At 62.1% G+C, this 22,094-nt stretch carries 21 protein-coding genes, 1 tRNA gene and 2 pseudogenes; 20 read left to right on the forward strand and 4 right to left on the reverse strand.

Going from position 1 to position 22,094, the window contains the following annotated elements; all coding sequences use genetic code 11:
- The first annotated feature begins 720 nt into the window (after nucleotides 1-720).
- The 8 genes and pseudogenes from ACU0FH_RS20390 to ACU0FH_RS20425 all read left to right on the forward strand — a co-directional run.
- Nucleotides 721-2,751, forward strand: coding sequence for an AAA family ATPase (locus tag ACU0FH_RS20390; protein WP_446196552.1), 2,031 nt, complete (start codon nucleotides 721-723; stop codon nucleotides 2,749-2,751).
- Nucleotides 2,752-2,847: 96 nt separating this feature from the next.
- Nucleotides 2,848-4,083 (forward strand): abortive infection family protein, encoded by a 1,236-nt coding sequence (locus ACU0FH_RS20395; protein WP_446196553.1) that lies wholly within the window; start codon nucleotides 2,848-2,850, stop codon nucleotides 4,081-4,083.
- Nucleotides 4,084-4,152: 69 nt separating this feature from the next.
- The gene (locus tag ACU0FH_RS20400; RefSeq protein ID WP_446196554.1) at nucleotides 4,153-4,539 is read left to right on the forward strand and encodes a DUF2513 domain-containing protein; all 387 of its coding nucleotides are present in this window, start codon (nucleotides 4,153-4,155) and stop codon (nucleotides 4,537-4,539) included.
- Complete coding sequence (locus tag ACU0FH_RS20405; RefSeq protein ID WP_446196555.1) at nucleotides 4,539-5,252, forward strand: hypothetical protein; 714 nt, start codon at nucleotides 4,539-4,541, stop codon at nucleotides 5,250-5,252. Before ACU0FH_RS20400 ends, ACU0FH_RS20405 begins: the two co-directional genes overlap by 1 nt.
- Nucleotides 5,249-5,962 carry a hypothetical protein gene (locus ACU0FH_RS20410; RefSeq protein WP_446196556.1) on the forward strand — a complete coding sequence of 238 codons (714 nt, stop codon included), beginning with the start codon at nucleotides 5,249-5,251 and terminating at the stop codon, nucleotides 5,960-5,962. The genes ACU0FH_RS20405 and ACU0FH_RS20410 overlap by 4 nt, the downstream gene beginning before the upstream one ends.
- Before the next feature lie 111 nt (nucleotides 5,963-6,073).
- Nucleotides 6,074-7,624, forward strand: a complete 1,551-nt coding sequence (locus ACU0FH_RS20415; RefSeq protein WP_446196557.1) for a hypothetical protein — start codon at nucleotides 6,074-6,076, stop codon at nucleotides 7,622-7,624.
- Between the two features lie 116 nt (nucleotides 7,625-7,740).
- Nucleotides 7,741-7,980, forward strand: a pseudogene (locus ACU0FH_RS20420) (transposase-like zinc-binding domain-containing protein); the annotation flags it as partial.
- Nucleotides 7,981-8,307: 327 nt separating this feature from the next.
- A pseudogene (locus ACU0FH_RS20425) lies at nucleotides 8,308-8,556 on the forward strand (IS1595 family transposase); the annotation flags it as partial.
- A gap of 20 nt (nucleotides 8,557-8,576) precedes the next feature.
- Here ACU0FH_RS20425 and ACU0FH_RS20430 read toward each other — a convergent pair.
- Complete coding sequence (locus ACU0FH_RS20430; RefSeq protein ID WP_386375959.1) at nucleotides 8,577-9,005, reverse strand: MerR family transcriptional regulator; 429 nt, start codon at nucleotides 9,003-9,005, stop codon at nucleotides 8,577-8,579.
- A gap of 134 nt (nucleotides 9,006-9,139) precedes the next feature.
- Here ACU0FH_RS20430 and ACU0FH_RS20435 point away from each other — a divergent pair, with 134 nt between their 5' ends.
- From ACU0FH_RS20435 to ACU0FH_RS20445, 3 genes are all read left to right on the forward strand, one after another.
- Nucleotides 9,140-11,362, forward strand: coding sequence for a heavy metal translocating P-type ATPase (locus ACU0FH_RS20435; protein ID WP_446196558.1), 2,223 nt, complete (start codon nucleotides 9,140-9,142; stop codon nucleotides 11,360-11,362).
- Nucleotides 11,363-11,439: 77 nt separating this feature from the next.
- Entirely contained in the window at nucleotides 11,440-11,907 is a 468-nt protein-coding gene (locus ACU0FH_RS20440; RefSeq protein WP_446196559.1) for a DUF411 domain-containing protein, read from the forward strand.
- A 116-nt stretch (nucleotides 11,908-12,023) separates the two neighbouring features.
- Nucleotides 12,024-13,034: an IS1595 family transposase gene (locus tag ACU0FH_RS20445; protein WP_446196560.1), complete on the forward strand. Its 1,011-nt coding sequence runs from the start codon at nucleotides 12,024-12,026 to the stop codon at nucleotides 13,032-13,034.
- 77 nt (nucleotides 13,035-13,111) lie between these two features.
- On the opposite strand, the gene ACU0FH_RS20450 is transcribed toward ACU0FH_RS20445, so the two are convergent.
- A complete protein-coding gene (locus ACU0FH_RS20450; RefSeq protein ID WP_446196561.1) occupies nucleotides 13,112-13,489 on the reverse strand; it encodes a YkvA family protein in 378 nt (125 codons plus the stop codon).
- Between the two features lie 466 nt (nucleotides 13,490-13,955).
- Here ACU0FH_RS20450 and ACU0FH_RS20455 point away from each other — a divergent pair, with 466 nt between their 5' ends.
- On the forward strand, nucleotides 13,956-14,702 hold the full coding sequence (locus ACU0FH_RS20455; RefSeq protein ID WP_446196562.1) for a DNA-binding protein: 747 nt from the start codon (nucleotides 13,956-13,958) through the stop codon (nucleotides 14,700-14,702).
- 140 nt (nucleotides 14,703-14,842) lie between these two features.
- On the opposite strand, the gene ACU0FH_RS20460 is transcribed toward ACU0FH_RS20455, so the two are convergent.
- Nucleotides 14,843-15,103, reverse strand: coding sequence for a hypothetical protein (locus ACU0FH_RS20460; protein ID WP_446196563.1), 261 nt, complete (start codon nucleotides 15,101-15,103; stop codon nucleotides 14,843-14,845).
- A 217-nt stretch (nucleotides 15,104-15,320) separates the two neighbouring features.
- Here ACU0FH_RS20460 and ACU0FH_RS20465 point away from each other — a divergent pair, with 217 nt between their 5' ends.
- The 5 genes from ACU0FH_RS20465 (at nucleotide 15,321) to ACU0FH_RS20485 (ending at nucleotide 19,153) form a co-directional block, all read left to right on the forward strand.
- Nucleotides 15,321-16,550: a MobA/MobL family protein gene (locus ACU0FH_RS20465; protein WP_446196564.1), complete on the forward strand. Its 1,230-nt coding sequence runs from the start codon at nucleotides 15,321-15,323 to the stop codon at nucleotides 16,548-16,550.
- A gap of 143 nt (nucleotides 16,551-16,693) precedes the next feature.
- Nucleotides 16,694-17,098, forward strand: a complete 405-nt coding sequence (locus tag ACU0FH_RS20470) for a hypothetical protein (RefSeq protein ID WP_446196565.1) — start codon at nucleotides 16,694-16,696, stop codon at nucleotides 17,096-17,098.
- A gap of 112 nt (nucleotides 17,099-17,210) precedes the next feature.
- A complete protein-coding gene (locus ACU0FH_RS20475; protein ID WP_446196566.1) occupies nucleotides 17,211-17,564 on the forward strand; it encodes a hypothetical protein in 354 nt (117 codons plus the stop codon).
- 181 nt (nucleotides 17,565-17,745) lie between these two features.
- Nucleotides 17,746-18,048: a hypothetical protein gene (locus ACU0FH_RS20480; RefSeq protein WP_446196567.1), complete on the forward strand. Its 303-nt coding sequence runs from the start codon at nucleotides 17,746-17,748 to the stop codon at nucleotides 18,046-18,048.
- Nucleotides 18,038-19,153, forward strand: a complete 1,116-nt coding sequence (locus ACU0FH_RS20485) for a tyrosine-type recombinase/integrase (protein ID WP_446196568.1) — start codon at nucleotides 18,038-18,040, stop codon at nucleotides 19,151-19,153. Before ACU0FH_RS20480 ends, ACU0FH_RS20485 begins: the two co-directional genes overlap by 11 nt.
- 194 nt (nucleotides 19,154-19,347) lie before the next feature.
- Here the strand turns inward: ACU0FH_RS20485 and ACU0FH_RS20490 are convergent.
- Nucleotides 19,348-19,421, reverse strand: a tRNA-Cys gene (locus ACU0FH_RS20490).
- A 27-nt stretch (nucleotides 19,422-19,448) separates the two neighbouring features.
- Between ACU0FH_RS20490 and ACU0FH_RS20495 the strand changes: the two genes are divergently transcribed.
- The 3 genes from ACU0FH_RS20495 to ACU0FH_RS20505 all read left to right on the forward strand — a co-directional run bounded on the left by ACU0FH_RS20495 (nucleotide 19,449) and on the right by ACU0FH_RS20505 (nucleotide 22,061).
- Nucleotides 19,449-19,742, forward strand: coding sequence for a hypothetical protein (locus ACU0FH_RS20495; RefSeq protein WP_446196569.1), 294 nt, complete (start codon nucleotides 19,449-19,451; stop codon nucleotides 19,740-19,742).
- Nucleotides 19,743-19,898: 156 nt separating this feature from the next.
- Nucleotides 19,899-20,552 (forward strand): protein-L-isoaspartate O-methyltransferase family protein, encoded by a 654-nt coding sequence (locus ACU0FH_RS20500; RefSeq protein WP_238369967.1) that lies wholly within the window; start codon nucleotides 19,899-19,901, stop codon nucleotides 20,550-20,552.
- 93 nt (nucleotides 20,553-20,645) lie between these two features.
- Nucleotides 20,646-22,061: a TolC family outer membrane protein gene (locus ACU0FH_RS20505; RefSeq protein WP_446196570.1), complete on the forward strand. Its 1,416-nt coding sequence runs from the start codon at nucleotides 20,646-20,648 to the stop codon at nucleotides 22,059-22,061.
- Nucleotides 22,062-22,094 lie beyond the last annotated feature (33 nt).

Raw genomic sequence — 22,094 nt, forward strand, 5'->3', positions numbered from 1 at the left:
AACTGAGGTCGACCTCCGGGTTGGATAACAGAACATTTGAGCGCGAGCCGTCTTGCAAGGGCTGGAAGCAGAAGTTGAACAGGTTGGTGTCTGGGAAACTGGAGACACCTAAGATGGCATGCGCACAGAACTCCGCACATTTAGAATCCAACCGATCGCCAGCGTCTCTGGATTTCTGGTGTTTTGAAGTTTAAGGAAAATGGAGGCGAGTACCGGAATCGAACCGGTGTACACGGATTTGCAATCCGCAAATATTATTGAAAACACTCGATAATTTTGTAGAATTTGCCGCCGCATTACCGCGGTTTTGTCGCCGGCGACCTCGTTGGCGTGAAATCTTGTAGAATCCAACTCCTGCTTCCTTGGCTTCGCTCAGACAAAGATGGTGTGATATCGAGCGTGTCGGAAGCGTTCCGCGATCGCTCCTGCCGGTGGCGACGGTCTTGCTCAAAGCGGGGTTGGCGTAGACACTACAAACAAGACCGCCCCCACGGTCCGATCGGATACAACGTCCCGATTGCCGTGCATTATCCCGATGGCGCAACCAGCCCATCATCGTGAGACTGCCAGGAAAATCCAGATTCCGGCGGTCCAAGGTAGGGGATCAGGGCAACCGTTGTGGTCCTCGAATTCCCGATGGCTGAAGTATGGGGAGGTTTGCATTGAATATGTAATGTTGTATCCCCTTGTGAACGCTCATTAGTTTCAAGGCTTTCCAAAATGCAAATCCTTACGTTCCGGGTCACGAACTACCGCTCCATCCAAGACAGCGGCGAGATTTCAGCCTCCCGGATCACGGCTCTACTGGGGCGGAACGAAAGCGGCAAATCGAACCTTCTGCGGGCCCTGACCCATTTGAACCCCGTCGGCGGCATGCAGCCCCTGAACGACGTGAAGGACTTCCCTCGCAATCGCCGACTGGAGGAATGCAGCGAAAACACCCCTGTTGTCGTCACGACCTGGGCGCTGGATGAACATGAGCAGGCCCAGGTCTCCAAGATCTGGCCTCGTGCGCGGCCAGATGAACCCATCGCGATCACGCGCTTCTACGGCGCGAAGCGCACCATATTCATCTCACGCGATGATCTGTCTTTTGACACGGAAGTCATCGAGAAAGCCGTGGAGAGGATCGGCGCCAGCGTCAAAGCGGCGGCATCCAGGGTCGAGGAAGCCGCAGTAAAATCGGCCCTCGAGACGGCCGCCGAGACATTCAAGGCCGCCGCAGCGTCCCAGGAGCATGCTCAAGACTGGGCAACCGCAGCAATCGCCGCAATCGACACGCTCCGGACGGAACTGGCCAAGGCCGATGAGGATCTCACCGACAAGCAGGAAGAGGTTCTGACGGGCCTGCAGAAGGACGCTCAGGCGATCGCCGGAGACGAAAAGGCACATGCCGCAGCTCAGGACTGGCTGATGGAGCAGCTGCCCCTGTTCGTCTATTTCGACGACTATCCGGAAATTCCTGGGCACCAGAACATTCCCGCGTATCTCAAGCGCAAGGCCGAGGGCACTCTGGAGACCGCTGACGAGAATTTCGAGAAGCTCTGCAAGGTGGCCGGACTCAACCCGACCAAGCTTCAGGAGCTGCAGAAGTCGGACACGGAACAGCGGAACCAGCTCGCGAACCGGGCGAGCGCCGTGGTGTCCGCAGAGCTACAGAAGCGCTGGACCGATCGGAAGGTAAAGGTTCGCTTTAATCCGGATGGCGACGATTTCCAAACCTTCGTGTCGGATACCGCTCATACCTTCGACGTGGACGTGAACTTGAATGAACGCAGTCGCGGATTCCAGTGGTTCTTCAGCTTCTATACCGCCTTCGCGGCTGACACTGACAAAGGCGACAAGGACACAGCGATCTTGCTGCTCGACGAGCCAGGGCTTTACCTGCATGCCAAGTCCCAGGGCGACCTGCTCACCCACCTGGAAGACGATTTCGAGAACCAGATACTCTATACCACGCATTCCCCCTTCATGGTGCCGACCAGGCATCTTGACTGGGTACGGACGGTCAACATCGCCGAGGCCGATGGAACCACGGTCACCAACAACCCATCCGGCGACCGAAGAACCCTGTTCCCGCTCCAAGCGGCCCTCGGCTACGATCTGGCGCAGAACCTCTTCCTTGGCGGTAGCAACCTGATCGTCGAGGGCGTGACCGATTTCTGGATACTGTCGTCCGTGTCGGAGTACCTGGCCTCCCAAGGCCGGCAAGGTCTCGATGAGAGCCTGACGATCACGCCTGCTGGCGGCGCCCAGAAGATCCCCTACATGGCGGCGCTGCTTGCGTCGGAGAACCTGAACGTGCTGGTTCTGCTCGACCACGAGAAGGACGCGATCTCGACCCGAGAAGATCTCCTGAAAACGAAGGTCCTCCGGGAGAACAACATCCTTTCGATCGCTGATGCCTTCGAGGAGGACGCGCGCCCCAAGGATGCCGACATCGAGGACCTGCTTGACGCCGCGATCTACGAGAAGCTGGTCCGTGACAGCCATGCTCGCGAGATCGGGAAGAAGAAGCTCACTTTGAACGACCGCATCCCGAGGCTTGCCAAGCGCATGGAGCAGGCTCTCAACAGTGTCGATGTGGAGTTCATCAAGACCCGCCCCGCGCGCCGATTTCTCGAAAAGATGGGGCAGACACCTGAAGATGTTCTGACGCCTGACGCCATAGACCGGTTCGAGCGCCTGTTTCGAGCTGTCAACGAGAAGCTCGCGCGTCACTTGGTGCGCGACGCTAAGCCCTTCCATTGAGCCTGTGGTGTCAGGCCAACACTCTTCTTCGCTACAGATCGCTCGCCCATGAGATACCTTAGCATAAGACGTGAGATCGAAGGCAGCCTACCAACTGTGGCGGAGCTCCTTCGTCAGAAGGGCGAGAACGACGCTCTCCGCGCCATGAGCCAGGCGGATATCGAGATCGCCGAGGTCGGCTACGACAACTGGAATGGCGGCACCGAGCTCTGGACTATCTTCCTTCGTGTCCCTGTGAGTGTTTTCGTGTCGATCGAAGGCCGCCGGGGCGAGATCGCCGAGCTCATCTCGAAGAACCTCGAACTCGTCACAGGAAAGGACAACGGATACTGGGTGAGCGCGGAGATCTCGCCGATGCGCGCGCCGCCCCCGGGGCGGCGTCTTCCAGACGGGATGATCGCCGAACGGACACGCGCTGCCATCCTTGACGAGATGCGCGCCAGGCAGACCGCCTGGCACGGGGCTCTGGATGAGATCGCATTTCTCAGCCGCATCTTCGATCTAACCTCACTGCCCTCTCATGACAGCCGGTTCCAGAACGCCGAGCAGGACATCTGGCAGCACTGCATCAACAACTTCGACTGGTCACAGGACTGGATCTACAGCGACCCGCGCTTCCGTCTCTATGCCACCGACCAGGCCATCTTCCTGAAGTTCATCTGTGAAGTTCTTCATCCCATCGTCCGGAAAGACGACGCGGAGCAGGACGCGCTCGCCCGGGCGTTCAACGGTCACCTGCGGACTGACGGGTGGGAACTCGTCGAGGACGCCATCATCGATGGCCGGCCGGCCTATGTGCCGCAACGCAAGGTTCACGCCCTGGGTGGATCGGTCCAGCGCATCAAAGCCGTGGCGGCCACTCTGAACTCGGATACGCTCTACGAAGACCTCCGGCGCCTCGAGCGCATCGGCGACAGCGAGCCTGGCGAAGCGATCGCCTTGGCCAAGGAAATCGTGGAGAGCTGCTGTAAGCTGATCCTCGATGATCGGAAGGTTTCCTATCCTGATAAGGCTGAGATCCCCGAGCTGCTGAAGCTCCTCCGCAAGGAGATCAAGATCATGCCGGACGGGATCAATGAGAACGCAAAGGGCGCGAATGAAATCAGGGGTATCCTGACAAGCTTGGGGAACATCGCGCACTCCCTCGCCCCGCTGCGCAATGCCTATGGAAAGGGTCATGGCCGCGGTCGCGATTTCAAGGGCCTTCAGCCACGTCATGCTCGCCTCGCGATTGGGGCCGCCAGCACATTTGTTGATTTCGTCCTGGATCGTCATCTTTCCCAGGTTTCTGGCGAGACCGCCGACAGAACATTGGGAGAGGGAGACCAATGAACCAGCTCTCGGTTGAACGGGCGGTCGTCGTCGATGCGCGGCGTCCGGAACAGCAGGAAGGCCCGACAGATGAAGCGTGATCCGGATCTCGAGCGTAACATCCTGCTGGCCATCGAGGCCTACGACGGCGAGTCCCGTCCGGGCTACGCCGATCTCTCCGGCCTTGATGCTGCTAAGATACAAGTCGACTATCAGGTGCGTCTCCTTGATGAAGCCGGGTTGATCTCAGCGATTGACGCGAAGACGATGAAGGCGCGTTTCGCGATGTTACCGATCCGGCTGACCATGGCTGGACACGAGTATCTCGACACCATCCGCGACGAGGAAATCTGGCGCCGCACCAAGGAGGGTGCCCGGGCCGTCGGGAGCTTCAGCCTCGAGGCGCTTGGAGCGCTGGCCAAAGGCCTGGTGCGAGAGAAGATCCGAAAGCACACCGGGGTCGAGGTCGATCTGTGATGGCTGCCGTTCCACGCTTCGCCTTCACTCCGCGCCAAAGAAGGGCGCGCGCGATTGCCAAGGACTTGAAGGCACTCGACGAAGCCCTGACGGCCGTGATCGGGAGCATCCTCCAGGAATCGAACCGCACCGCCGGCACGATAGTCGGAGTCGCGACCTCGAAGCTTGTCGCCGCCGGCGTGATGGCAGGGACCTTCGGCGGTATTGCCGCCTTCGGAGTCGCGAGCACCGGCACGGCGATCGCAACCCTGTCTGGGGCGGCCGCCACAACGGCAACGCTCTACTGGATCGGCTCCAGCGTCGGTATGGGTGTTGCCGCAGGAAGCTTCATAATGACGGGCGGCGCGATTGCTGCCGGCATCCCGGCCGCCATCCTCGTGCGCAGGCGCGTGTTCGGACGTCGCAGGACCGGCAAGAGCCTGAGCGCCCAGGAACAGGCGGCGCTCTATGCCGCCCTGCGCCTCGCTGCGCCCGTGCATGCAACGCGATCCAAGGCGGTGCCGCTCGCCCCCATCGAGATGCGTCTCTTCGCCCGGCAAGGCCTGCTGCCACTCGCATCGACGCTCTACGCGCTCTACGCCAAAGATACACAAACCGATGGAGACGATACATGCGCAGCGCACTCGGGGTCTTTGGCCTACTGGCCGCGGCGGCGACTGCGGCGCGCCCTTCTGCGGCTCGAAAGCATCGCCGGGAAATGGGCCAAAGCATGAGCCGGCGTAGCGCCGCCGTGGTGCTCGCGGTCACATTCCAGCGCCTCATCGACGATCCGGATCGGGAGTGGAGGGTGGAGGAGGCGCTCGTCCTGGACGCTCTTCGCCGGTCCCGGAACGATCTTGCCGAGGCAAGCGAAGCGGATCTCGCGGCTTATCTGGTCGGCCTCGAGCCCGAACAGCTGCGCGGCGTCGTCTCGAACGTGAAAGGCATCTACCATGAACTGCTTTTCGAAGCGGCGGAGAATGCGGATGGCGACATCGTTCTGGCGCAGCTTCCTGTGGCAACGAACCACCCGGGATCGGACGTGGAGTTTACCATCGACGGCGAGGTCATCGGGGCGGTGCAACTCAAGGCCGTGGCCTCGCCCGAACGCGTCTACGAGCACCTGACGCGATACCCCGGCATCGACATCGTTGCCACCGAGGAGGTCGCCGCCATGATTCCGGGCGTTTCGAGCAGTGGATACAGCAATGCAGAACTCGAATCGGAAGTGCTCGCTGCATTCGACACGCTGCCTGGCGAGAGCGTTGCCCAGGAGATGGTAGAGGCTGCGGGCGCCTCCGCCCTTGTCGGCGCGGCCTTCGCGGCTCGGAGGGCGCTCCAGGCCGGGCGCGTGGAGCCGCGCGCCCTCAGGGCCGCCATGGGCGATGTCGGGGTCGGCCTGACGACGGCCCTGGCTCTCGACGCATTGCTTGGCGGGGCATAGGCTCAACGGTTCCGATCCCGGACTGAGGGAGGGGGTTGTCGCCTGAACTGACCGGGCCAGAGACGCAGATCAGAATTTCCGAGAAGCGCTGCAGGGAACCAGTTCCCTGCGATGAGAGAGCTCAGATACCCACCCGAACCCGTCACACCCGCACTTGCGGGCATGTCCACCGCCGACTATGTCCGGCTCCTTCATCCGATGGACTCCTACGGTAAAGTGACGATTGGCAGGATCGACGCTCGGGAAAAGGCCGAGTTTCGGACTTACCAGCCGTCGACCGCGCCCTTTTCCGCGGAGGTCATGCTCGACGAGAGCGCCTACATCACGCTCAATCGCTTCAACGGCCCTCGGTCGTCGAAGAAGGTGGCGGAACTGAACGCCCTGTACCTTGATCTCGACGTTTGGCGCCTGCAGGACAATGGCATTTCCTATCCTTCTGGATGGGCGCAGAAGCTGGCAACCAGACTCGAACAGGCCGACCTACCTCAGCCCTCGTTGCTGCTGGCGACTGGCCGCGGACTTGCTGCGATCTGGCTGATCCGACCGCTGCCCAAGGCGGCCCTGGCGCGATGGAGTTCCGCCATGAAGACATTGATCCAGTTGTTCACCGGGTTGGGTGCTGACAGCGCCTGTTCTGACTGTCCCCGTATATTCCGACTGCCCGGCACGGTGAACCTGAAAGCGCGGAGGGTGGTCGAAATTATCGGGGGAACTGGTCAGCGATACGATTTCGAGGGCTTCGCTGATCGCATCTATATAGCCGCTGGGAAGCCCACCCGGGCGGAACTTGAGGCGCGGATAAAGAAGGCCTCAGATCGGCCGGCTCCGCCGAGGAATGGGGGCCTGTCGCCGCGCCAGCGCTTTGCTTTGATCGAGCAGGATCTGTTGCGGCTTCTCGAGCACTGGGGTGGTTCGGTGCCCGAAGGCCATCGCAATATATGGCTGCACCTCATGGCGACCTGCCTTACCCATACAATACCGGACGGCGATCTGGGGACTCGGGTCGAGGAAATCGCCCGGCGGGCCACGCCGGGGTTGCCGGAGGGCGAGATTGCACGCCTGGTCCGGGCCGCCGAAGCCAGGGCGCAGGAGGCAAGTTCGTCCTGTCCGCTCCTCGATGGGCGTCTGCATTACAGGGGGCAGACCGTTGCGACCCAGCTCGACATCTCTGACGACCTCGCCCGGACCCTCGGCTTGCGTCAGGTCTATTCCGACACCGAGCGCGCGCGGAGAAAGGCCGAAAAGGAAAAGCGGCGGCGCCAGGAAGTCGGCGCTGTGACGCGCAAGGAATATCTCGACCGGAACGCGGACAGCCGCGAAAAGCCATGGCTTGCCGTCGGCATGTCGCGGGCGACGTGGTACCGAAAGGGCAAGCCGCGTCCAGTGGACGCAGCGGGCGACGAGGATTCATCGGACGACGAAGACGATCCCTCAGTGAGACAGGTCCGTGTCCGCTACACGGGGGGAACCCAGGCCGCAGGCCAAGGCTGTGAGCTCGTCTCACGGCCACAGGCCCCGATTCACCCCCGCCGCGCGCAGCGCCCGCCGCGCCCGGCGAGCGCCCGACGCAGCCGAAGATCGTGGTGGAACATGATCGAGGAAGGAGAGGCTGCGGCCGTGACCAGATGCCCACCGGTAGGATCGCGCCCGGGACGCAGGTAGTTGCAATGACTGGCCTTTCAAACCAGTCTGTTGAAAATGGGGGTGTCCGCAAACCGTGTTGGTGTGCTTCGTGATTTCGTAGAAAGGCCTATATCACTCCGCTTTTCCAGCGGAGGATGCCCTTGCTACACCACGACTTTCGCCGTTTTCTCGATTCCCTCGACGGTCTGAGCCCGGCCCAGATTGAGGACGCCCAAACGAAGATCCAGGATCTCCGACGGAAGACGGAAGCAATCTCGGAGATCGAGGCACGGACAATTCAAGATCACAAGTGCCCCTTCTGTGGTGATGAGCGCCGGCAGAAGTGGGGCCGCACGCGGACCAAGGTCCAGCGCTACCTCTGCACCGGCTGCCAGAAGACCTATTCGGGCCGAACCGGCAGCGCCATCGGCCACATCCATCGCCCAGACCTGTTCATGGCGGCGCTGCGGGACATGCTGGGCACCTCCGCACCGCAGTCGGTGCGCAAACTCGCGAGACGGCTCGGGCTCAACAAACACACGGTCTGGCGCTGGCGAATGCTGGTGTTTTCAATCATCGAACGCAGTGGCTCCTCGGCGAATTTTTCCGGGATCATTGAGGCTGACGAAACCTACCAGCGAGAGTCTCGAAAAGGTTCTCGCGAATGGGTCAGGCACTTCGCAGATCCGATGAAGGTCGCACCGCCGCCCCGCCCCAGGTGGGAGGGCATCTCCTCGGTCGTGATGGCACGGCTGCTCGGCGTGAACCAGAAGACCGCATGGAAGTTGGGGCACGCCATCAGGGAAATGATGGACGACCGGAACGCCGAGCTGCTGCCGCTGGAGGACATCGTCGAGGTCGACGAGGCGTATGTCGGAGGAGCATCGAAATCCCTCTCAGGAGCCTACCATCCCAGGGGTAAGGGCACCGCAAAACCGATGATCTTTGTAGCCGCCTCACGAGACGGGCAGGTAGATCAACGCGGTCGGCATCAGGAACCGGGCCGGTCGTGATCGGAGAGGCACTCTTCGTGGTCGCGTAACACCTCAAGAATGCGGCAGTTGGCAACTCGGTCGGACCTGCACTCGCTGATCATTCGTTGCAATTCCATCCGGAGCGCCTCAAGCCGAGAGATGCGCGCCTCCACCTCGCGGAGCTGTTTCTGAGCGACCGCATCGACCTGCGCACAGGACCTTTCTGGGCTGTCAGATAGGTCCAGAAGCTCTCGTATCGCCTCCAATGAGAAGCCGAGTTGTCGAGAGTGCCGGATAAAGGCGAGCCGGTCGAGTTCCAGTGTCCCGTAGCGACGCTGGCCGCCTTCGCTCCGCCCGGGCTCGGGCATCAAACCTATCTGTTCGTAATAGCGGATCGTCTGCACGTTGGTGCCGGTCCTCCTTGCCAGCGTCCCAATGGACAACATAATCGTCTCCTTCCGTCGTTAGCGTCGCGTCCCCGAGGCCAAAGATACGTAAAACCTCTTCGCGCGGCTTGAACCTACAGTTGCTGTAGGTCCTATATCGAGTTCCGATCGAAGAATCACGACGGAGAAACATCATGGCAGACGGGAGCGCAGGACAACGCGAATGGCGCGTCACAGGCATGGATTGCGGGTCATGCGCCGCAAAGGTGCGCGGAGCGGTTGAGCGCCTGCCTGGCGTCGAGGGTGTCGATGTCGCCCTGATGGCCGAGCGGTTGCGACTGACGCTCGATGAGACACAGACATCGCCCGAGTGCATCGAGAAGGCGGTGCGAGGCGTCGGCTTCGGTATCTCGCCCAAGGGCGCACGGCCAGAGAAGCCCAAGGGCGGCTTTGTCCTGCCGGATGGAGCATTTCCGGATGCGCCGGAGGCCGTGGAAATCGACCGCGAGCCGGAGGAGATCACTGGGCCCGACGATGATGCACCGACCTCCTGGTTGAAGACTTCCAAGGGTCGCCTTGTGCTCGGAACCGGCGTACTGCTCGCGGCAGCTTGGGCGTCACGGCTTGTCCTGCCGGCTGAGATCGCGCATTGGGCGTTCGTCCTGGCGACACTGGTCGGGATCGCGCCCGTGGCACGGCGCGCCTTCGCCATGACGCGGGCCGGCATGCCTTTCACCATCGAGATGCTGATGACTATCGCCGCTGGCGGCGCGCTGATAATCGGTGAGCCGGAAGAGGCGGCGCTCGTCGTCTTCCTCTTCGCCGTGGGCGAACTCCTGGAAGGCGTCTCGGCGGGCAAGGCGCGCGACAGCATCCGGGCGCTCTCGAAGCTCGTGCCGAAGACGGCGCGGCTCGAGGTCGGCGGCAAGACACGTGAGGTCGCGGCCGAGAAGCTCCAGATCGGCCAGGTCGTGCAGGTCCGCCCCGGCGACCGCGTGCCCTGCGACGGCGAGGTGATCGAAGGCACCTCTGGCGTCGACGAGAGCCCGGTCACTGGCGAAAGCGTCCCGAGCCTCAAGGAACCGGGCGCGGAGGTCTTCGCCGGGTCGATCAACGCCGAGGCGCTTTTGCGCGTGCGGGTGTTGAGGTCGGCCGAGGACAACACCATCGCCCGCATCGTCCGCCTCGTGGAAGAAGCCGAGAGCGCCCGCGCGCCCACCGAGCGCTTCATCGACCGGTTCAGCCGGGTTTACATGCCCGCCGTGGTCGGAGCAGCTGTTCTCGTCGCCGTCGTCCCTCCTCTTGCCTTTGGCCTGGGTTGGGAAGAATGGATCTACCGCGCGCTGGCGCTGCTGCTGATCGGCTGCCCCTGCGCGCTGGTAATCTCTGTGCCGGCCTCGATCACTTCGGCGCTCTCCACGGGGGCGCGCAACGGCCTGCTGATGAAGGGCGGCGCAGTGATCGAGGCGGCGGCCCGCACGACCCATGTCGCCTTCGACAAGACCGGGACGCTCACGCATGGCAGGCCCCGCGTGACGGACGTAGCGCTGCTGAGCGGGAGCGAGGATGACCTTCTGGCCCTTGCGGCCGGCGTCGAGAGCGGCGCGAGCCACCCTCTGGGACAGGCGATCTGCGCGGAGGCCGAGCGGCGGGGCGTGGGTGCGGCGGCAGCCAAGGGGGGCCGCGCGCTCCCCGGCAAGGGGGCTGAGGCCTCCATCGACGACGTGACGGTCTGCGTCGGCTCTCCGCGGCTGGCGGAGGAGCGCGGCGCGCTCGCGGACGACCTGCGGAGCAGCGTGGCGGCGCTGGAAGCCGACGGCAAGACCGTGGTCATCGTGTTGCGCGATGACGTGCCCCAAGGCCTCATCGCGCTGCGGGACGAGCCGCGCGCCGATGCGGCGAATGCGGTTGCGCAGTTGCGGGGCCTCGGCATCTCTTCGGTCATGCTGACCGGGGACAACCCGCGCACGGCGCAGGCTATCGCAGACGGGCTCGGGCTCGAGCATCGCTCGGAGCTAATGCCGGAAGACAAGGTGACGGCGATCCGCGACCTGACGGCGGACGCACGGGTGATGATGATCGGCGACGGGATCAACGACGCGCCCGCGCTCGCCGCCGCGCATGTCGGCGTTGCCATGGGCTCGGGCACCGATGTCGCGCTCGAGACGGCCGACGCGGCGATCCTGCGCAACCGCGTGACCGATGTGGTAGGCATGGTCCGTCTCTCCCGCGCCACCATTTCAAACATCCACCAGAACATCGCGATCGCGCTCGGGCTCAAGGCTATCTTCCTGGTGACAACCGTGCTCGGGATCACCGGCCTCTGGATCGCGATCCTCGCGGATACCGGCGCCACGGTGCTCGTCACGATGAACGCTCTCCGGCTGCTGTTCTTCCGGCCCCACGGGCACACCTGAACCTGCGGGGCACGTCGGTCTGACCGCTGAGACACGCCCCGATCACGCAGCCTCAACGATCTGAAAAGGAGACACTGATGATACTCACTCGCCGCGCCATGATGGCTTCCGCCGCGTGCTTCGCCGCGACAGCGCCAACCGCCGGACTGGCCCAGCGCTCCCCCGCGATCCACGTCCTGAAAGATCCGAATTGCGGCTGCTGCACCGCCTGGATCGAGCTCCTGAAGGAGGATGGCTTCAAAGTCACCACCGAGCGTAGCTTCGGGACCCTCCTGATCCGGCATAAGCTCGAAAACGGCATCCCCCAGAGCATGACCTCCTGTCACACCGGCGAGGTCGAGGGCTACATGATTGAGGGACATGTGCCGACGACCGACATCCGAAGGCTCCTCTCAGAGCGCCCCGATGCCATCGGTCTCGCCGTTCCCGGCATGCCTTACGGGTCACCGGGCATGGGTCCAGAGGATGAGCGGGAAGCCTACGATGTGTTCCTGATCCATAAGGATGGCACCACGGGTAACTTCTCAAGCTACGCTGTTGCCTGAGGGCTTTAGGATCGCCGTGAGGTCACTGCACAGGGAATGTCAGCAAATCGTGTTGGCCGCCTTCGTTCTGCCGAAAATAGCCAATATTGCCTCTCCCTTTGTGCCGGAGATGCTGTATGCGCCACGCCACGCCTACCCAACTGCTTGATATTCTTCTGAAATCCATTTCCGAACTGCCGCCCGCGCAGATCTTGAGAGCGGAGGCGGCCCTTGCGACCGCGCGACGGAGAGCGGAGGCCGTCGTCGAGATCGACGAGGTTGGCCAGGCGCGGGCCTGTCCCCATTGCGGCTCCGACGATCGGGTTTCCTGGGGTTCTACACGCGCCGGTGCGCGGCGCTGGCGGTGCCAGGTTTGCTCGCGGACCTGGACGGGGCGGACCAACACGCCACTCGCCCATATTCATCGCCTCGGCCTCTTCATCGAAGCCCTCCGCAACATGCTCAACCCGGGGGACAATCCGCTCTCCTGCCGGAAGCTGGGAGCCCGCCTCGGGGTCTCTCGCGACACAGTCTGGCGCTGGCGGATGATCGTATTCAACCAGTTGCTGAAGGTCGAGCCGAACGCCCTCTCTGGGATCATCGAAACCGACGAGACTTTCCAGAGGGAAAGCCGGAAGGGATCGCGTGAGTGGGTTCGGCATGCTCAAGATCCAACTCTGTTTCCGCAGCCGCCCAGAAAGCGGTGGCATGAGTATGGACGCAAGGGTCCACCGCAGTCCATCGTGCGCCAGTGGCTGCGCCCGCTACTCGGCGTCGTCGATCGAACCGGGCTGGCCAGCTTCCAGCACATCAGAGACAACAAGCAGCCGACAATCGAGGCGGCGCTCATGCCGCAGGTGGCGCCGGACGCGATGGTCCTGTTCGATGGCGCGCCGCAGTATGAGGCCATCGCGCGAACCCGAGGGTTCTCCTACACGGTTCTGGTCTCAGGCCGCCGCTGGAAATCCACCCCGAAAGCCTACCACCTGAATACGGTGAATAGCCTCCACGCCGAGTGGAAGGGCGAGTTCCGCAAGAAGTGGCGGGGTCCCGCGAGCAAGTATCTCGACGGCTATGCCCGATGGATGGTCGCACGTCGGCATGGCGATCCGCTGACGATCTTCCGGGCACTTCTCGCGGACGTCTGATCCCGGTTCCCCCTCCAAACATCGCGGTCAGTCGCCGGGGAGCTTGCGGCTCCGGAAGAGGTCGCTCCTCGAAGGGGTCACTGCTTCAGGAGCAGCGTGCCGAGGGCGATGCCGGCGGCAATCCAGATGGCGACGATGACCACCGCTCCTACAACGCTTCGTGGCCGATCGCGGATACCGTCGGCGCGCTCCCTGAATTCGACCATCAATCCTTGTGGGATCAAACGCACAGCGAGCATGAGGCCAAGCGGAACGATCAACAGATCATCCAGGTATCCGACGACAGGGATGAAATCTGGGATCAAGTCGATCGGACTCACCGCATAGGCGGCAACCGCTCCTGCGACCAGCTTAGCCATGAGCGGCGTTCTGGGATCGCGCGCAGCGATCCACACCGCGACCACCTCGCGCTTCAGATCCGCTGCCCACCGTTTGATCCCATCAATCCAGCTCATGCTATACGAGTCTCGCAGATACGGGCGATCGAGAAGCACCCGGGCAAACGCTCCGAATGCATACCCTGACACGGCATCCAACGCCACCCCGACGGGGGCGCCGCAACTTCACAACACGATTTGCTGACATTCCCACTGCACATATCTCACACCGCGCACTCGCAGCGAAAGTAAGGAAAGTCGCCTTGATGACATTCAGGACAAAGGGAATGGTAGCTAAAGTCGCTGCTTTCTTTGGTGGATATCAGCAGCTGCACGGGCAGGTTGCTGCCACCGGTGCGGATCTGGCCAATCTCGCAACCCGCGGTCCGATCATCGGCGGCTGATAGACAAGCCGCCGATTTTTCGTCCTCAGGTTTTTTGCCTACGTGGAAAAGTACCATTTCTTCTGCACCGCCCCGCCGGGGTGGTAGCGCCAGGTAACGGTATTACCGGCGCTTACCATTACCAATATAGGAGGCCGGAAATGGCCCAGAAGAACAGCGCGTCACTTGAGAAACAGGTCAGGGGCGGGGTCAAGAAGCTCACCGAAGAGGGCAAGCCGATCACCAATCTTACGGTCCGCGAAGCGATCGGTGGCGGATCTTTTCGGGACATTGGCCCGATGCTGAAATCGATCAAGGCCGAGATTGCGGCGCAGCAACAGGCAGCGCGGCAAGCGCCCGATATGCCGGAGGATTTTCACGACGCGGCATCCGCGATGTGGAACACCGCCTGGTCGCTCGCCGATGAGATCGCGGCATCTGAGCGGCGCGCGCATGCCGTCGAGAGCGACAAGCTGAAGGCGGAGGTTCAGGAAGCGCTCGAGAACTGCGGTCAGGTTGAGGATGAGCGCGACGAAGCCGAGGCGCGGGCCCGGGAAGCCGCGGAGCAGGTTCAGGCTCTCACCGAGAACCTGCGCAAGGCCGAGCTCGAGATCGCGGGGCTGAACGGTCAGCTTGCCGCGCGCGACGATGCCGAAGCCCGCGCCGACAAAGCGGCAGCTAAGGCCCAGACTTTGGAAGAGGCACTGCGCAAGGCCGAGCTGGAGATCGCCGCACTCAGCGGGCGGCTCGCGGAGCGCGACGACGACATCGTGCATCGGACCAAGGGGGCGAAAGCCCAACCTGTCTCGCTGGCGTCGTCCTCTGAAGAGCCCGGCCAGCGCGACATGTTTGCCGACGCAGACGGGAAGGATAACCCCGAGAAAGCGGTCAATGCGACGGCAGGCTGATATCGTGTGATCGACGATCGACCTCACGAATTCCGACGTCATGTAAACGAAGGCGCCCGCATCCAGCCGATGCGGGCGCCTTTCTTGTTTCTGATCAGAGCGATGATAGCTGCCTGCCAGGGCGCCGGCGCGCAGGGTGCTCAGTCAAGCTTGGGCAGGCCGAGGAAGGCTCGGTCCTTCGGATTGCGGATGCGGGCATGCAGCCGCGCCAGGCTCTGCGCCCGCTTCTCCTCGCTCAGATTCTGCACGGCTGCAAGAAAAGCCGCGCCGTAGAGGATCTTGCGGCGAGTATCGTCAGCGCGCTGCTGCCTGGTCTCCTTGGCCTTCAGGTCGCGCTGGCGCTGGCGCAGCTGCTCCATCCTCTGCTCGAGCTTCTCGATCTCGTCGCTGTATTTTGCCATTGGTGATCCTCCATTGCGGCTTCCATGAGGGACTTGGGTCCCGCCGGGGGAATCCGCGCGCATACGGTCGGATCGACTGCGATGGACGGTGAGCGTTGGGTGCCTACCCAAGCCTGGAAAAGGCGAAGGGCGCGATTACGCAAACCGGGGGTTTGCTGCGCGCCTGCCGCGGGCTTTTTTTTGCGCGAAAGTCCCGGCCGGGCACAATCTACCGATCATGCTACACCGTGCCTGCAACTTCTCGATCAGCATCAAGGGCCGCTCGAATTGCGCGTCGCTCCTCGGCGCCGTCGCATATCGCATCGGGGGATCTCTCTTCGACCACCGCCTCGGTCTGCGCAAGTCCTACCGGTCAAAGCGCGACGTCGTCAGTGTCGAGATGATCCGCGGCGGTGGCGATATCGAAGGATTCTGGAATTTGGTCGACGCTTCCGAGACCCGCATCAACGCCCGGGTCGCGCGCGAATTTCTCATTTCGCTTCCCGCCGAGCTACCGCTCGACACTCAGCGCGGGCTCGTGCGCGGCTTTTGCCTCTGGCTTCATGACCAGTACCGGATCTCATCCTTGGCAGCGATCCATCACCCGCATGCGGATGGGGCTGACCGCGAGATCCTGCGTGACCTGATCCCGCAGACCGAGGGCCGAATCCCGCCGAAATGTGCCCGGGGAGACGGACGTGGTGATCCTCGCAATCACCATGTCCACATCCTGTGCCCGACCCGAGAATACCTGCCCGACGAGGGCCGCTTCGGCAAGAAGCTGCGGCATCTCGACGACAAGGTGACCGGACCGGAAATAGTCCAGGCCTGCCGCGACGAATGGCAGAAGCGCGTGAATGTCGCGCTCGCACGGCATGGCGTCAAGCAGAGGGTCGATCTCCGCAGCTATGAGAAGATGGTCGCCGCCGGCGATGCGCCGGATGGACTTGTGCCGCAACGCAAGCTCGGACCGAAAAACACGGCGCGCGGGCGCCGGTTCGAGATCGAACGCGGTCACGATGTCTCCTTCATGGGCAGAGAGCGCAAGCAGACCCAGGACCACAATGCTGTGGTCTGGTCCTGCTGGATGAAGGTCCGAGCTCTCGAGCGGGAACGGTCCCGCGTTCTCGCCACAGAGATCGCCGCGGCGCGCGAGGCCGCGCGACGGGCCGAGGCTGCAACCGCAAGAGCGAAGATCAAAGCTGCCCGGAGCGAGGCGGATGCCGCCGAGGCCATCGCAAGCGCCCCGCATCTCGACTGCCTCGACCCGCTGTCCCAGGCGATCGCCTGGGCCAACAGCGGCGCCAGCGCGCCCACCGGCGGGGAGTTCGACAAGTTCGTGGATCTGGAGGACGACAGTTCGGTCGCCGCTTCCGGCGCCCTGACGCCTCCCTCCGAGCCTGTGAAGGCCACCATCCGGCACAAGGCGCGGGGTCGCCGGCGACAGCGTCAAGAGATGCGATCCTGAGGCCTGGTAGAGCGTGACGTCGTCCTCCTTCGGCTTCCGCGCTGTTCTCCTTGGTGAGATCAGCGCGGAAGCCGAAGGAGGACGGAGGAAAAGGGAAGGCATTTGACTGGCGCAGATTGCCAGCCCCCTCGATGGAGCCCCACATGTATCACGATCCCAACGGCCCGCGTCTGCGGTCCGCTCATGTCCCGCACACCGCCTGTCCAATCGCGTCTCTGTTCGCCGCCAGCGGCGAAGGTCTCGCAAATGCGGCCGGTCTGCTCGCCGGCAAGGACGGTGCCCGCCTGGTCAGCCGCCTCCAGGAGGCAATCTCGCGCGGCGCGACCGAGGCCAGGTCGACCCGGCGCGATCTCTTCGATCTGCTCGACATCCTCGCTCTCGAGAATGTCGACGACGGCACACGCCCGGAGGCCGCGTATTTCGCCGGTATCGATCCCGCAGATCCGGTTGTCGAGGAGATCTGCCTCCTGACCGATCAGCTTCGCGAGGCCCTCGTCATGGCGGACCTGGAACGCCCGCCTGCCTCGCGACTCCGGCCCGCCGCGTAATTCCGCGCGACGGACCACGCCGCCATCAGCTTCTCCTGCGGTGGCGGTGCTTGACGGTGCCAGAGAATGAGATCGCGGCACGGGCCGCGGCCTGGTCACCCAGGAGACGATCATGACCTTGATCGACATTCATGCCGAAGGGGGCACTCGGCTGGCCGATGCGGCCAGCTTCCATGCGGCCGACTTCATCCGGGAGCACGGCCTTGGCCTCTACGACCTTTTCGAGATTCTCGACGATCCGGTCGGGCAGGAAGCGACGCTCGGTCTCGTCCGCGAGAGCGACAAGGGCCTGCCTGACGGCCGCATTATTGCGGGCGACATGAGAACAGTCCGGTCGGTCCTCGAAGGGATTCCGCATCTTAGCCTCGATCGGCTCGCGGCCGAGGGAAAGGCGTCTTTCGATATCTACAACGCCATCCGCTGGTACGGTGCACGGGTCTCAGATCTCTGCGCGCGTCTCGGCTGAGAACTCCGCCGAAAACCCCTCAAAAACAGACCGGTAAATGTCTCTCCGAGCGCCTCAAGCCTCGGAGGGCGTCCGGCTGATCTCCGGCGTTTCAGGGAGATACCGAACCGTATTCCCGGATGCAATTTTTTCGGGAGGCCTGGTCCGATGTTCTCCTCGTGAACAGAGAAACACGAGAAAAATGACTTATCACTTCGATCCCCAGGCCGTGCAGCTTCGCGCTGCGCCCAGCAATCCGATCCTCCCGATCCAGCTGATTTCCGGCGACGATCTCGCAACCCTGCTGCTGTATTCCGGCACGACCTCGGCCTTCCGCACGTGGTGTACGGACCTCGGCATCACACCCGTGCCCGGCCGTCGGGACATTTACGACCCGGTGCTGGTTCGTCAGCGTCTCGACGAGGCGCAGCGGCTGAATACGCCCGCAAATCTCGATCAGCCGACCTCGCTGGTTGAGCAGCGGAGGCAGCGCCGTGGAGAATAAGATTCTGAAGAATGTGCACCGGGTCACGAAGACCCTGAAGGACGGCACCGCCCGCGAGTATCACTATTGCTTCCGTGGCGGGCCGCGCTTCTGGTCGAGCACGGACAAGATCAAGAAAGGTTCGAAGGCCTATGAATCCCGCTATGAGGAGGTGCTGCGCTCCGTCCAGTCGCTGGCGCTGAAAGGGAAATCGGACAAGAACAGTACCCGCGCGAAGGTCGCAGAGTATCGAGAAAGCGCAGCATATCAGAAGCTCGCTCCGCGCACGAAAGCGGATTACGAGAAGTACCTCAGGCCCTTCGAGGAAGAGTTCGGCAGCGATCCGATCAAGATGTTCGAGGAAGTCGCTGCGGTCGCCGAGATCAACAATTTCAAGAAGAACTGGGCGCATTCGCCCAGGCAATATGACTACGCCACCGCTGTCGTCACACGCTTCCTGAACTGGTGTAAAAAGACGGACATGAGCATCCGGTTCCATCATCATATTCAGACTGAATATCTCTACGAGTCTGATCGCGCTGGGCTCATCTGGAGTCCCGAGGAAATCCAGGCGTTGCTCCACGTGGCCACCGATCTCGAACGCCGGATCGTGCTCGCGGCGCGCGGGGGTATTACGCCGCAGGATCTCGGGCTTCTTACGCGCGCGCATGTTGAGAAGACCCCGAAGGGTCGGCGCTTGTCTTTCCGCCGGACGAAAACGGGCAAGCCCTTCAATATTCCTCTGACACCTGACCTCGCGGAACTGGTTGATACCATGGCTGTGGGGCAGGAGCGACTTCTGCTGTCGCTGACAGGACGTCCGCTCAGGCCCGAGCGAGCCTCGGGGATTATCAGGAACCTGAAACACAGGGCGAACGCAGAGAATCGCGGTTCCGTTCGTGAGGAACTGCACCTCTACGACATGAGGGGCACTGCCGCGACCACGCTCATTCGCGCCGACTGCTCCTTGCGTGAAGTAGCGACTTACATGGGGTGGGGGCTCCGGCACGCTTCGAACATTATCGAGGAGTACGTCCGCTTGGTGCCGGAAGAAAGTGATCGCGTCGCGGAAAAGCTCCGCCTGTTCTGGAAGCGCGAGGCTGAGGCTTCGAAATCTTCCGAGTAGCGGCAATCCGATAGAGAGCCATGAAATCACGCCGTCGGGGCATTCCCGGCGGCGTCATCGATTCCGGTGAGTCGATCGGTGCTTCCATGATCGCGGCCAATGGACACGAGTTCGAAACTGTAAACCCAGCTTGTAAACCGGAGTAAACTGGAGTGGCTTCTTGGGAGAAGGGCGCTCGAGGGCCCATATTTTATTGGAGGCGAGTACCGGAATCGAACCGGTGTGGACGGATTTGCAATCCGCTGCGTCACCACTCCGCCAACTCGCCAAGGCCCTTAGAACAAGGGACTTTGTGGTGTGGGGCCTGATATCGTCTTATTTTGGTCGGCACAAGCCGAAAGATTTCCTGTTTATGGATTTCGATGCATCGGGCATTCAGAAACACCACCGGCATATCAAAAACATAATTGGTGTTGCTCTGTTGAAAACGACCGCTTCAGGCCTCGTTGCCAAATCTTGTGTCCGCGCGAGAGGAGCTGAGAAGGCCCGCGCAAAACGCGCCATTTCATCACAAGACAGGGGGCCTGGTTTAGCGACGCTTGAAACAGCTTTCAGACTTGGTCGGACCAATGGCCTTCTGAAGCAATAAACACTGCTTCCTCGCTTAGCCGCCCTGCCGTTCATGACTTGGAAATCCGGGGTGTGTACTCCAAGCCTCGGATGACGCCTTTTGCTCAAGCAGACCGTTGCCGAAAGGGGGGGGATGTGGCAATACCGGCCCAAGGCCACAAACGTGAGATCCGAAATGACAGATTTTTCCGCCCGCCGCAGGATCATGGTCGACACGCAGGTCCGTCCTTCGGATGTCACCAAGTTCCCGATCATAGAAGCCATGCTGGCCGTTCCCCGGGAGCAGTTCGTACCCGATGCATTGCGTGAAGCGGCTTATGCGGGCGATAACATAGAACTCGGCGACGGGCGCGTCGTTCTCGAGGCGCGTACACTCGCAAAAATGCTCGATGCCTTGGACGTGCGCGGCGACGAGCTTGTGCTCGATGTCGGTTGCGCCCTTGGCTATTCTTCTGCGGTTATCGCGCGTATGGCCCAGGCTGTCGTGGCGCTGGAAGAAGACGAAGAAATGGCCAGCGAAGCACAGGATCAACTGGTCAACGTCGGAGCGGACAACGTGGTGCTGCAGGTAGGCACGCTCGCCGAAGGTGCCGCGGAACATGGCCCCTATGATGCGATCATCGTGCAGGGCGGCGTCGGTGAATTACCGGTCGCGCTCACGGATCAACTCAAGGAAGGCGGGCGTATCATCTGTCTTTTCATGGACGAAGCACTTGGCGCGGTCCGCATTGGTTACAAAACGAGCGCTGGCATGTCTTGGCGGTTTGAATTCAACGCTGGGGCACCGGTGCTTCCGGGATTTCAGAAACAAAGGGCATTTGCATTGTAGTCCCCGTCTTTACGCGAAAACCGGCGCAGTAAATGACGTCGGAGCGGGCGAGGGACCAACATAAAAAGAGGCAGGTGAGAAATGAGGCTCTCAATGAAACGCAACTTTCTTAAGAAAAGCATTGCGCGCGGTCTCTCCGTTGCCAGTGTCATCGTGGCAACTTCCGTCGGCGCTCAGGCTGATAACTTGGCAGACGCGCTGGTCGGTGCCTACAACACAAGCGGTTTGCTTGAACAGAACCGAGCGCTGCTGCGCGCGGCCGATGAAGACGTCGCTCTGGCGACGGCAACGCTTCGTCCGGTCCTGAACTTTATCATGTCGGCTCAGCGCAATGACACGAACAGCGGTAGCAATATCGTGCCGCGCACTTTCAGTCGCCGAGATACGTTGACCGCACAGATCTCGGCAACTTGGCTGCTCTATGACAGTGGCGGCCGACAGATGTCACGTGCGGCTGCCAAAGAAACGGTTCTGGCCACCCGGCAGCAATTGCTTTCCGTTGAACAGTCCGTGCTTTTGCGTGCTGTTAGCGCTTACGTGAATATCCTCCTACAGGCGGAGAACGTAGAGCTTCGTCAGAACAACCTGCGCCTGCTGCAAGAGGAATTGCGGGCCGCTCAGGACCGTTTTGATGTTGGTGAAGTGACGCGGACCGACGTGGCGCTTGCGGAGTCGCAGGTCGCAGCCGCTCGCAGCAACCTTTCGACGGCACAAGGCGGGCTGGTCAGTGCCCGGGCTGAATATCTAAGCGCAGTCGGCTCCGAGCCGGGCACTCTTGCGGGCCAGCCGCGCATGCCGCCTCTCCCTGCCTCGATTGAACAGGCTCAGGCCGTGGCCATGCGGACGCACCCGGACATTCTCGCGGCTCAGCATCAGGTTGCTGCAGCCGAGCTTGCCATCAAGGCCGCACAATCGGATCTGGGTCCGAGCGTCAACGCCGGTGCCGACTTTAGCTACACCGATGATCTTGGGTCCGGCGCCTATAGTGAGGATACGAGCCTTACCCTGACGCTTAACCAGCCGATCTATCGCGGTGGGTCGCTGCTCGCGAGTGTGCGTCGCGCGATGGCGACTCGCGATGCGTCGCGGGGCAACCTTTTGAACGTCCAGCGTCAGGTTCTTCTGGCAGTGAACGATGCCTTTGTCCGTCTCCGTGTGGCGCGGGCAAGCCTGTCTGCGACTGCGGAACAGGTTCGTGCAGCTCAGGTGGCCTTTGACGGCATCCGTGAGGAAGCAACGCTCGGCGCGCGGACGACACTTGATGTTCTGTCGGCAGAACAGGAACTGCTTGATGCGGCAACTGCGCGGATATCCGCGCGCTCCGAAGAATCGGTGGCCGCTTATCAGCTCCTTGCTGCGCAGGGGCTTCTGACGGCCGAACGTATGCAGCTTGGCGTGCAGATTTATGATCCGACGCTGTACTACAACCTCGCCAAGGATGCGCCTTCCACGCTGAGCAAACAGTCAAAAGATCTCGATCGCGTTCTCAAAGCGCTGGGGCGCAATTAAGCAGCGTTGCTTCTGGTTGTCTGACGCGACAGC

This window comes from Heliomarina sp. (assembly GCF_052826185.1).